Genomic DNA, 11879 nt, shown 5'->3' with positions numbered 1-11879 from the left:
CTACCGGCCAGGACCCAATTCCTGACGGCAACCCACGATCACATGCAGTGAGGCCCCAGCCTCCCCATACCGTCTAGCTGGTTTTGAATTCACTTGTCGTACCTCAAAGAAAGACTCGGCCGTGCCTCATGGTCTTGGCGAGTCCCCGATCCTGAGTCCACCCGGAGTTCGCCTCGATTTTTCGTCGAGGGTGATGTCGGTCGAACCTCGGCGATGGGATGCGTCGTGATCGGGGTTCTGTGGTTCAGGACGTGCTGGGGTTGCCCCGTGTCGCCGGGTTGGCGGGCTTTCCCAGGGCCAGTGGGTCTTTCGTGCTCGGTCGGTCAGTTGGGCTGTCGGTCAACCGAAGGCGGTGCGGATACGTTGCCATGCGGTAGCGATGGCTGCGGCCCATCGCCAGGTGGCGTCGATGCGTAATCGGGTTCGGCGGGCGCCGCGGGTGATGCGGGCGGCGACGTGCAGGACTCGGTAGCGGAAAGTGGCGATCTCGGCGTGGGTCAGGCTGGGGTGGCCGGTGAAGCCGATGAGCCGTGCCCAGGTGACCAGATCGGCTGCGGCCAGGACGATCTCCAGCCAAGCGGCGTTGGCGTCGAACGCGTGACACGGCAGGTTGCGCAGGCCGGCGGCTTTGAGTTCGCGGATGCGGTCCTCGATGCGGGCGTGCTGGCGGTGCCGTAGTTCCAGACCTGCCACCTGGCCAGCGACCACACCGGGCGGTGTGTCGGTGATGAACGCGGTGACCCGCATCCCGTCGGCGTCGGTGAACCGCAACTGCGCACCCGGATGAGGCCTCTCCTTGCGCAGGATCAGTCGGGTTCGGGCAGGCCACGATGACAGGTTGACCAGGTCGGTGGCCTCGGCAACCAGGCGCCGTCGCGGATGCCGCCGTCGGTGTCGATCGCCGGATACCAGCACTGCCCGATGTTGAGGGTGTCCACGGCGTCCTGCACCCGCTGATCGACGGGGTACCCGAAGGAGAAACCCACCCCGGCGCTGCGGCAGGCCGTGGCGAAGTCGTGGGTGGCTCCGGCGGTGTCGCAGCGCACCAGCACTGTCGGCTTATCGGGGTCGTCGCGATGATCGGGGTCGGGCCGCCATCGCGCCGGCAGGGACGCCAGCGCCTGCGCCAGGACGGTGACGTGGTCAGCGGCGGTGTTGGACCTGACTTGGCTCAAGATTCCGGGTTGATGGTAGTCGCAGCGGTTTGACCTGGATATTCTCTGTTTGCTCGCCTGGAATTTGCGCACTAATCGGGACCGTAGGCTGCTCTGGTGGCCTACGTGCGCACTGTGAAGACAGCCTCCGGGGCGACCGCGGTGCAGGTCGTGTGGTCCTCGCGGCGAGGGTCACGATCGATCGAGCACCTGGGCTCGGCCCATGATGAAGCCGAGCTGGCGGCGCTGAAGGCGGCCGCTGCCGAGCGGTTGGCAGCCAACCAGGCTGTGCTCGATCTTGGCGTGACCGCGCCGGCGGGATCTGAGCCGCTGCCGATCATGTCCTCGCAGATGACGCATCTGTGGGACGGACTATGTGCGGCCTACCGGATCCTGGGATTTGAGTCACCGCCAAGGGCGACAACGTGTTTCGTGATCTGGTGCTGGCGCGGATCATCGAACCCACCAGCAAGGTCGACGCCGAACGGGTGTTGAGCGAAGTCGGGGTCGAACCAGCCTCGTATGCCACCCTCAAGCGGCGCCTGCCCAGCTATGCCCAACCGTGGTGGCACCAGGCGTTGGCCAGCGCCAGTGCCCGTCGCGACGGGTTGGGGCCAGCCAGCCTGGTGCTCTTCGACGTCTCGAAGCTGTACTTCGAGACCGACGCCGGGGACGGCTTCCGCGAACCCGGCTTCTCCAAGGAACGCAGGCTTGAACCGGAGATCACCCTGGGGCTGTTGACTGACGCGTCGGGATTCCCGCTGACCGTGCAGGCGTTCGAAGGCAACAAGGCCGAGACCGCGACCATGCTTGCCGGTCATCAACGCCTTCAAGACCGCCCACCAGCTCACCGATGTCACCGTGGTCGCCGATGCCGGCATGATCTCCGAGGCCAACCAGGTAGCCCTCAACGCTGCCGCACTGTCGTTCATCCTGGGCACCCGGATTCCGTTTCTGCCCGATGTGGTGCGCGAATGGCGCGACAAGCACCCCAATGAGGCGGTCCCCGACGGCTTGGTGCTGACCCAACCCTCGCCAGCCACCAGTAGTGAGAAGGCTCGCGGCATCCCCGACCGGGTCATCTACTACCAGTTCCGTCACGACCGGGCGCGGCGCACGCTGCGCGGCATCGACGAACAAGTCCGCAAGGCCCAGCGTGCCGCCGAAGGGCACGCCCCGGTCAAACGCAACCGCTACATCCAGCTGTCCGGGGCCACCAAAAGCGTCAACCGCACGCTGGAGGCCAAGACCCGCGCCCTGGCGGGATGGAAGGGCTACACCACCAACCTCACCACCGCGTCCCAAGCGTTCGTGATCGATGCCTACCACCAGCTGTGGCACATCGAGAAGGCGTTCCGGATGTCCAAGCACGACCTGCAAGCCCGACCGATCTACCACCACCTGCGCGATTCCATCGAAGCCCACTTGAGCATCGTGGTCGCCGCGATGGCCGTCAGCCACTATATCGAGCACCAAACGGGTTGGAGCATCAAGAAATTCGTGCGAACCGCCCGCCGTTACCGAACCGTGAAAATCAGAGCCGGCAATCAGACCCTCACTGCCGCCGACCCGCTAACCGACGACCTGCGCGCCGCCCTCATCAAAATCCGCGCCGACGGTGCGCACTAAGTCCGATTTGATCGGGTCGTGTCGGTGAGCTGAAACGGGCCCCGGACGGCAGAGGATACAGGTGTCGACGCCGCATTCCTGCTACCCGGGGAGCCCTGTGTCTGACCCTACGTCGTCTCCTGCTGCTGTGGTTGCCGACACGATCGTGCGCACCGTCGAGCTCGCTGTGACGATCACTGACGCCGCGGTCGACGGCCAGGTCACGGTGGTGTCCTGCAACCCGACCGCGAATCGCGACCCACGGCACTAGCCCGGTCGGCCGGCCGCACCGTCGTCGCCGTCGATTCCGGCGGCGCCCGTCGCGCCAAGGTTGCCGTGGGTGCCGGGGTCGCCGTCGAGGTGTACGTCGCCAAAGCTCGAGCCGGCCTGTCCACCGTTGCCGTAGCCGCCTCCGGCGCCGGGCGTCCCGGCGCTCGATCCGGTCCCGCCGACGCCGGGGTGGCCAGGACCGCCGAACAACCCGCCCGCCCCGGCATTGCCTCCGCTGCCGCCGTCACCGCCGTTACCGGCTGCGCCGCCGACGCCACCATCCCCACCCTGCCCGCCGTCACCGCCGATTCCCCAGCCACCGGACCCGAGGTAGTGGAAGCCCCTGCCGCCGGAACCACCGTCACCGCCCAACCCACCGACATCGCCGTTGCCGCCGAGGCCGCCGATCCCGCCCTGGCCGCCGTCACCACCAACGCCATACAGCAAGCCAGCGCGCCCACCGGCGCCTCCGGCGCCGCCGTGGCCACCATCTCCGCCGCCGGCCCCGGTCCCGCCGGTACCGCCGCGGCCGCCAGTGCCGCCCAATCCAACTGAGCCACTACCTGTGGTGCTGGTGTCGGCAACGCCCCACCCACCGGCGCCGCCCGTGCCACCGGCACCACCAGCGATTCCCCCGGTTCCACCGACGCCGCCGGCCCCGCCGAAGCCGGGGCCCGCATCGGCATTGACCGAGGCGTAACCGAAGCCGACACCCCCCTGCCCGCCTGCTCCGCCCGTCGCGCCCACGCCGCCGGTGCCGCCGGTGCCGCCGGTCCCGCCCTGGCCTCTACCACCGACTTCACCGGCGGCGTAGGCCGGGCCGCCGAGACCATTGCCGCCAGGGCCACCGTTGCCACCACCCGTTCCCGCGCTTGCGGTGGTGCCACCGTCACCGCCGGCGCCACCGCTACCTCCTATGCCAGTGGCACTGTTGACGGTCGCGATACCAAATCCACCGACGCCGCCGTTGCCACCGGACTCCGTGGCCGACGACCCGGGGGCGCCGGCAGAACCTGCGCCTCCCTTGGGCTCGCCCAAGATTCCGGAGTCGCCGTCAACGGCACGGCTGGTCGCGATCATCGGGGTGGCGTTGGCGCCGTCGGAGCCGCGAGCGCCCGCCCCGCCGATTCCCCCGGCTCCGCCGTTGCCATACAGCAATCCGCCCGCTCCGCCGTTGCCGCCCGCCCCACCGTTGCCCCCGGGCACAGTGGCAACCCCGCCAGCTCCGCCGTTGCCGCCGCTGCCGTACAGCCATCCACCGCGGCCACCGTTTCCTCCGGCCGCTCCGGCGCCGCCGGCTCCACCGTTACCGCCGTTACCGATCAATCCCGCCGCACCGCCGGCGCCGCCAGCGCCTTCGGCCACTCCGGCTCCGCCGTTGCCGCCGTTGCCGAACAGCAGTCCACCATTCCCTCCGGCTTGGCCTGCAGACCCGTCGGTACCGTTGCCGATCAGTGGCCGGCCCAGCAGCGCTTCGGTCGGCGCATTGATCGCCGCGAGCAGGCTCAGCTCCACCGATTGCAGCGTGGGCAGGTTAGCGGCCTCGCCGGCCAGATAGGAGTTCGCCGCGTTGCCGAGCGCTTGCACGAAGCGCTGGTGAAAGTCCGCCGCTTGTGCGGCAAGGGCCTGATACTGCACGCCTTGACGGGAGAACAACGCCGCGATAGCCGCGGACACCTCGTCTCCGCCGGCAGCCATCAGCGAGGTCGTGCGGCTTGCCGCGACCGCGTTGGCGGCACTGACCGACGAGCCAATACCGACCAAATCACTTGCCGCCAGAGCTAGTACGTCCGGCATTACCGAAACAAAGGACATCCTTTTGCTCCCCACCACTTGTCTAGGATTCCGGCGCGTCGTGTGTAGGCCGGACGCTCGACCGTCGGCGTGCTCGGTTTCGCATCTTGGTGCGCGTCGTGCGCCCCGCTCATGCTGCGGACGCGTTGCCCAAAATCCGTCAGCGCTAGCTCAAGAGATTTGCGGGTAAAATCCGGGTGCAACGAGAAACCGGGCACTCGCCGATATGGCCTCAGCAGGAGAAGCATCCCCGAATTGGGGAACGCCCTGTGCCGGACGGTCATGATCAACGCCCCGTTCTCGGTGTGCCTGGCGATCGGCTTGTTCGTGAAACGCATGATGCTGAATACAGGTCTGCGTTGACCGGGAAATTAGTCGGTGCCGGGTTTGCCGGGGTGCCCAGCTTTGCCGGGTGTGCCGCCCAAGCCCGCTGCGCCCCCGGCACCGGCGGATCCGCCGTAGCGGCTGCCCGAAAACGCTGTGGCGTCAACGCCGTTGCTGCCGTCACCGCCGCTGGCGGCGGGACTCGTCGCGTCGCCACCGTCACCGCCGTCACCACCGACGGCGCAACCGAATGCCGTGCTGGCGTTGCCGCCGTTACCGCAGTCTCCGCCATTGCCGCCCGAGCCTCCATGGCCGCCGCGTCCACCGCTTTCAGGCCGGAGGCTGCGGCGCTCAGCGTCTCAGGCGACACGATCACGTACGACATAGGTTGTCCCCCAGAAGCTTTCGGCAGTGACAATCAGGTCTGCACTGACCGATCAGAGCCGGGCGCGAGGCCCGCCGGCAACCAAGCCATTGCTTCAACGGGCTGTTGTACAGCAAAGGCGGAAAAGAATGCGGGTCCGCCCGCACCGCCCGTGCCACCCTCTCCACCGGCGCCGCCGGTCGGGCCCGTATTGGGCTGCCCACCGATGGCGCGCATCAGCCGGTTCGAAGATGCAGTTGATGAGAAAACGTCGCCACGTTCTTGTCCGCGATTGGGCGGTCCATGTCCTCGATGCTTTACCAGCCGATAGTGCATTCGGTAGACGCCGCGATGTTGTATCGCCACAACGCCGCGTTGTACCTCCGAAAGATCAGTCGCATCTGGTCGCCGGTCTGGCCGCCTGATCCGCGGCTGGGGCGGGGTGACGCGGGTCTGGCGCTTCGACCCGATGGCCACGGTCTGTCGCCGCCAGTCCCAGCGGCACTGTCTACGTCACCGATGTTTACGGCGATCGAGTCGGGGTGATCGGCAGCCTGAGCAACGGCGGTGCTGGCGGAGCCGGCGGGCATGGTGGCACGGCGCTGGCGGCATCGGGCAACGGCGGCCCCGGCGGCGACGGTGGTCGGGGTGGAACCGGCGGTGCCGGTATCGATGGCGCGGCCGCGACTACGGCCGGCGGCACCGGCACCAACGGCGGCCACGGCGGAAACGGCGGGCTCGGCGGTATTGGTGGCGACGGCGGCAACGCCGGAACGTTCGGCACCAACGGCACTGGCGGAACCGGTGGTGGCGGTGGTGACGCGGGGACGCCAGGTCACGGGGGCAACGGCGGACACGGCGATGAGGGTCACCCCGACGGTGGCGCCGCAGGCAGCGGCGGTGATCCCGGCAGCCCCAGTGACGGCGGCGCCGGCGGCAGGGCCGGAACGGGAGGAAGCGGCGACAACCCCGGGCACGACGGATCACCTGGTGCCGCAGTCATTTCCGGCGGCGACGGTGGCACTGGCGGTGACGGGTTTGCCGCCGACCTGATGAATGGAACGGCCCACGGCGGTAGCGGTGGGCGTGGTGGTGACGGCGGTGCGGTCGGCAATGGCGGTGACGGCGGCAACGGGGGCGACGCCAGACCGACCTTCGGCAGCGCTGTCGGCGGTGCCAGCGGTGATGGCGGGAACGCCACGGGACCCGGGACGACCGGTGGTGACGAAGGCGACGGCGGTGATGCCGACTCCTTTTCGGGCAGCCGCTTCGGTGGAGTGGGCGGCGCTGGCGGCTCGACCGGTCCTGGTGGTAAAGCTGGGGCGCCGGGCAAACACGGCACACCCTGACATCGATCCGTTGTCAGCCAGGCCTGCCAGGGGCGCCTGCTGCCCCATGGGTTCCAACTGCCCCGGGCGTTCCGGCTATGCCGTCGGCGGCCTGCCCTCCGGCGCCGCCGCCAGCGCCGGGGACGCCACCGTTTCCGCCGGTGCCGCCGGCCCCACCGGCGCCGCCGGCGCCGCCAGACCCAGTGAATCCGACACGACCGAACAGTCCGGACCCGCCGCCGTCTCCGCCGCGGCCACCGTCTCCGCCGCGTCCGCCCTCCCCGCCCGCTCCGCCGTCTCCGCCGTCTCCGCCGTCCCCGGCACTGGCACCGTTGACGCCGGCGCCGCCTAGACCACCCACGCCGCCCGCAGCACCGGAAGCGCCGTTCCCGCCATTTCCGCCCGTTCCACCGGTTCCGCCTGCACCGCCATCGCCGAATAGCCACCCGCCGTGACCACCTACGCCACCGGCGCCGCCGCTAGAACCGGCGCTGCCTGAGACGCCGGCCCCGCCGGTGCCTCCTGTACCTCCGGTCCCGCCGGACGCTCCGATTAGGTAGCCGGACCCGCCAGCTCCACCTCGACCGCCGGGCGCGCCCGTCCCGCCGGGGCCCCCGGCCCCACCACCACCGCCCCCGCCGGCCTGGTTCGAACCGTTGCCTCCCGCTCCACCGCCGACGCCACCGCCGGATCCGCCGATGCCCTGAGAAGAGCCTCCGGCGCCGGGGTTTACTCCACTACCGGCTGCACCGGGGGCACCCCCCGCGCCGCCGTTCCCGCCGGACCCTTCGTCGCCTCCGCCTCCTCCGCCCCCTCCGCCGGAAGTGCCGGCGGTACCCGCGCCGCCGGCACCGCCGGGTCCGCCGGGTGCACCGCTTCCACCGGCGCCGCCAGCACCGCCGCCGCCCCCGGCGCCGCCGTTGAAATTAGAAGCGTCCCCGCCGTTCCCGCCTGCTGCGCCGGGCGCACCGGGGGCGCCTGACCCGCCCGCTCCACCTCCTCCGCCGCCGGTGTGCCCCGTAGAGCTACCTTCGGTTCCGGCGGCACCGGCGCCTCCAGCGCCACCGGTTTGTCCCGCAGTGGTGCCGTTTTGGCCGGGCTGGCCACCGTCACCGGGTTGCGAAGCGTCGCTGCCCGACTGGGCGCCCGGGCCAGTGACATTTTCAGTGGGGTTGAGCCCGTCAGTTCCGGGGATGCCAGCCCCGCCGTGCCCGCCAGCCCCGCCGGCGCCGAAGAGCAAGGCGTTGCCGCCTGCTCCACCGGGCTGACCGATTCCACCCGCCCCGCCGGGACCACCGTTGCCAAACAACCCAGCGTCTCCGCCGCGACCGCCGATCTGCCCGACGCGCCCGGCTGCGCCCGCCCCGCCGTTGCCGATCAGCCAGCCGCCGTCACCACCCCTGCCCCCCGGGGTCGTCGCGTCGGCGCCGTTGCCCACTAGCGGACGCCCGGTCAGGGTCGCAAACGGTGCATTGACCGCGTCAAGCGCCTGCTGTAACTGCGACAAATTCGCCGCCTCGGCGGCGGCATATGAGCGCGCATTGGCGTTGAGGGTCGCCACGAACTGGTCATGGAAGGCCGCGGCTTGTTTGCTGATGCTGAAATAATGCTGGGCGTAGCCGGAAAACAAAGCGGCGATCTGAGTTGAAATTTCATCTTGGGCCGCCGCTGCGATCATAGTAGTTTGACCAATTGCGATCGCGTGGACGGCTCCGAGCCGCGAACTGACACTCGCCAAATGCGTTGCCATGGTTGCAACTAATTCTGGTGTAGTGATCACATAATTCATGACAGCAACCTCCCAAGATGCTTCACCATTAGGTCGACCGCGGTCCGTTGGACCAATCTCGCCTGCTTTAGTCGATGTCCAAAGGTTTATTGGTGCTGTTGAGATGTTCGACTGTGGTGAACACCAGTTCGCTCGGGCCGGTGTTCTCAATGTCGTGCAGCAGATATTCCCCTGCGTTGAAGTGGAAGTGGCGTGTCTCTCCCTGCTGATACGTCACCTCTCGCACGGTGCCGTCGTGGGTGTGTTGGCGGCTAGTGTCTGCGGTGATGGCGGTCCAGAAGTAGTCCAGAACGTGCCGATGGACATGCCATCGGTCGCCGGGAGCGAGTCGGATCTCCCACACGCGGACTCGGCTATCTTGGCTGAGGAGTCGGGATCCGACGCGGCCGTCGTAAGCGTGTTCAGCGAATTCGAGTTTCAACCAATCGTGCCAGGCTTCGAAATTGATGGATACGATCTTGCCAGCCATTGGCAGGTCGGTCAGAAAGCTGTCTTTCAGCATGGCCCCTCTACCTACTCAAGTGTTCGTTATATAGCGACCGAGATCGCTAGACGCCCGGGTACCGTCCTGACCGGGGTTGCCGGCTTTGCCGCCAGAATTGCTGCCGGGGGGTGCCGGCGCCGTGTATCCCGCCGCCACCGAGATCGCTTACGCCGCCCTTACCACCGGTGCCGGCACCCGCACCGCCCGTACCGCCCGTGCCGCCGTCGCCGACATTGCCGGCGTCATCGGAGGCGATGTTTCCGTCATTCAGGTTCATCAGCCCTTCTTCGCGGGCGCTCCCGCACCACCCGCCCCTGACGTCCCGCCGGCACCACCTTGACCGCTGACCGGGGGTTGTCCGGGTCCACCAAGTTGGCCCAGTTCCCCTAAAGCGTGGGCGCTTGTTCCGCCGCGGCCGCCGTTGCCGCCGTGGCCGCCAGTGCCGCCGCTGACACCGTTTCCCCCGCTGCCGCCGGTTCCGCCGGGACCGCCGTCAGCGCCGGCTTGATTGACCACGTGGGTGGTGCCGCCCGCACCGCCGTTGCCGCCGGTTCCCCCATCTCCGCCGTTTCCACTGTCGATGCCACCATCGCCGCCGTTGCCGCCGGAACCGCCTGCGCCGCCCATGGTGGCCGCACCGGTGACAATGTTGCTAGTGCCGGCCGTGCCGAAGCCGCCGTTGCCGCCCGGGCCGCCGTTGCCGACCCGCCCGCCGTCACCGCCTCTTCCGCCAGCGCCGCCGCTGTTGCCAGCACCGGTCGCATTGGCGCCGTTGCCGCCGTTTCCGCCGTTGCCGCCGCTGGTGGACGACGCCCCTGATACGCCGGCCGCACCTTTCACCAGCCCGTTGCCGCCGTTGCCGCCGGTGCCGCCGGCCCCCGGGTCGCCCCCGTGGCCGCCCGCGCCTCCGGCGCCATTGTTCACGCCTGTTTGCCCTTCGGCGCCGTGGCCGCCATTTCCGGCGGCCCCGCCGTGGCCTCCGGCGCCGCCATCGCCGCCCGCGCCCCCTTTGCCTGCCTGACCCGTAACGGCGAGCGCGGCACCGCCGGTCCCGGCGTTGCCTCCGATTCCGCCGGCGCCACCCTTACCACCGGATCCGCCGTCCCCGCCGGCGCCGTAATTGACCGGGGCCTGACCCGACGCACCATCGACACCGTTTCCGCCGGATCCGCCGCCACCACCCGCCCCACCATCACCACCGGCTCCGCCGTTGCCACCGAGCTGTCCACCGCGACCGCCGGCCCCACCGGGGCCGCCCGCCCCGCCTGTTCCGCCATCGGTACCCGACTGCCCGGGAGCCGAGCCACTCATACCGGCGGCACCGGTTGATCCGGTTCCACCGATGCCCCCGGCCCCGCCATTGCCGAAGGCTCCGCCGTCACCACCCCGGCCACCGATTCCGCTCTTGAGTGCGGCTCCTGTGCCATCAGCGCCGGCGCCGCCCCGACCGCCGTCGCCGCCGCTGGTGAACGAACCTCCAGCGGCGCCGACCGCACCCGGAACCGATCCGCTGCCACCGTGACCGCCGGCGCCACCCGTGCCCGGATCGCCCCCATGCCCGCCGGCGCCCCCGGCGCCCTTGTTGACACCTTGCTGACCGTGCGCACCGGCGCCGCCGTCACCGGCAGCGCCCCCGTGACCGCCCGTTCCGCCTGCGCCGCCCGCGCCCTCATTGCCGTTGTGGCCCGAGGCCGCCGACGCGGTGCCACCAGCCCCTCCGCTGCCACCAGCGCCGGCGGCCCCACCGTTTCCGCCCGAGCCGCCGTTCCCGCCGGCACCGTTGTCGACGAGCGCCTGTCCGGAGGCGCCGATAGTACCGTCGCCCCCGGTGCCGCCCGCTCCGCCCGCTCCACCGGTCCCACCGTTGCCGCCGTCACCGGCGAGGCGCCCGCCGCTGCCGCCGGCCCCGCCCGCTCCGCCGTCGGCGCCTCGGCCGCCATCGGTGCCTGACTGGCCGGCCGTCGATCCGCCGACACCGGCGGCACCCGCCGCACCGGCCCCGCCGGCCCCGCCGGTGCCACCGTTGCCGACAGCTCCACCGTCGCCCCCTCGGCCGCCGAGGCCGCCGTTGAGCTGACTTCCTGCCGCGGCGTCGGCACCGGCTCCCCCCGGGCCCCCGTTACCGCCACTGGTGACCGACGCACCTGCGGCGCCGACGCTTCCGGGGACCAGACCAGCTCCGCCCTGACCGCCGATGCCGGCAGCGCCGGGGTCACCCCCGGTTCCACCCGTACCCCCGGCTCCGGCAAGCTGACCGAGAGCCCCGGTGCCGCCGGCGCCACCGTCTCCAGGTGACCCGGCGTTGCCGCCGATCCCGCCGGAACCACCGGCACCCAAGGCTCCCGCCTGGCCGAAGACGCCGCCTACTCCGCCAGCTCCGCCGTCCCCACCAGCACCGCCGGCACCCGCGTCGCCACCGGCGCCACCAGGACCGCCCGAACCCGCCGTCGGATTGCCGGTACCCCCGACCCCTCCCACGCCGCCCGCGCCGCCGGCACCTCCGGCGCCACCCGCTCCGCCGGCGCCTCCCGCACCGCCGTTTCCGTACAACCAGCCGCCTCGCCCCCCGGGGCCACCGTGACCACCGATGCCGCCCGCAGCACCGGTCCCGCCGGCGTTGCCGGTTCCGCCGTCGGCGCCGTTCACCCCTGCCGCGCCCGCGCTGCCCACCGACCCGATTAGTCCGTGGCCGCCGGCTCCTCCCACGCCACCGACCCCGCCGCTTCCAATCAGCATCGCGTGACCCCCGGCACCCCCAGCGCCC

The 11879-nt window shown here is 70.5% G+C and carries 6 protein-coding genes and 3 pseudogenes; 3 read left to right on the top strand and 6 right to left on the bottom strand.

Features of this window, described 5'->3' with window-relative positions; genetic code table 11:
- Positions 1-339 precede the first annotated feature (339 nt).
- Positions 340-1160, bottom strand: a pseudogene (locus tag AWC07_RS09635) (IS1380 family transposase); the annotation flags it as partial.
- Positions 1161-1271: 111 nt separating this feature from the next.
- Between AWC07_RS09635 and AWC07_RS09630 the strand changes: the two are divergent.
- Together AWC07_RS09630 and AWC07_RS29325 are read left to right on the top strand one after the other, a co-directional pair.
- Positions 1272-2783, top strand: a pseudogene (locus AWC07_RS09630) (IS1634 family transposase).
- Positions 2784-2910: 127 nt separating this feature from the next.
- A complete protein-coding gene (locus AWC07_RS29325; RefSeq protein ID WP_279628866.1) occupies positions 2911-3033 on the top strand; it encodes a hypothetical protein in 123 nt (40 codons plus the stop codon).
- Here AWC07_RS29325 and AWC07_RS09625 read toward each other — a convergent pair.
- On the bottom strand, positions 3030-4847 hold the full coding sequence (locus AWC07_RS09625) for a PE family protein (RefSeq protein ID WP_085105049.1): 1818 nt from the start codon (positions 4845-4847) through the stop codon (positions 3030-3032). The two genes, AWC07_RS29325 and AWC07_RS09625, sit on opposite strands and share 4 nt — an antisense overlap.
- Before the next feature lie 1209 nt (positions 4848-6056).
- Here AWC07_RS09625 and AWC07_RS29320 point away from each other — a divergent pair.
- Positions 6057-6863: a hypothetical protein gene (locus AWC07_RS29320; RefSeq protein WP_051508175.1), complete on the top strand. Its 807-nt coding sequence runs from the start codon at positions 6057-6059 to the stop codon at positions 6861-6863.
- A 13-nt stretch (positions 6864-6876) separates the two neighbouring features.
- Here AWC07_RS29320 and AWC07_RS29315 read toward each other — a convergent pair whose 3' ends face one another.
- From AWC07_RS29315 to AWC07_RS28610, 4 genes and pseudogenes are all read right to left on the bottom strand, one after another.
- A complete protein-coding gene (locus AWC07_RS29315) occupies positions 6877-8631 on the bottom strand; it encodes a PE family protein (RefSeq protein WP_084293683.1) in 1755 nt (584 codons plus the stop codon).
- Positions 8632-8698: 67 nt separating this feature from the next.
- Positions 8699-9133 carry a cupin domain-containing protein gene (locus tag AWC07_RS09605; protein ID WP_036417540.1) on the bottom strand — a complete coding sequence of 145 codons (435 nt, stop codon included), beginning with the start codon at positions 9131-9133 and terminating at the stop codon, positions 8699-8701.
- A gap of 46 nt (positions 9134-9179) precedes the next feature.
- Positions 9180-9392: a hypothetical protein gene (locus AWC07_RS09600; RefSeq protein ID WP_051508179.1), complete on the bottom strand. Its 213-nt coding sequence runs from the start codon at positions 9390-9392 to the stop codon at positions 9180-9182.
- Positions 9392-11879, bottom strand: a pseudogene (locus AWC07_RS28610) (PE family protein); the annotation flags it as partial. The pseudogene AWC07_RS28610 and the gene AWC07_RS09600, both read right to left, overlap by 1 nt.

The sequence above is a fragment of the Mycobacterium gastri genome, assembly GCF_002102175.1.
Lineage (GTDB): Bacteria > Actinomycetota > Actinomycetes > Mycobacteriales > Mycobacteriaceae > Mycobacterium > Mycobacterium gastri.
Note: the sequence above shows the minus strand (reverse complement) of the source record. Positions and strands in the feature narration are given on the sequence as shown.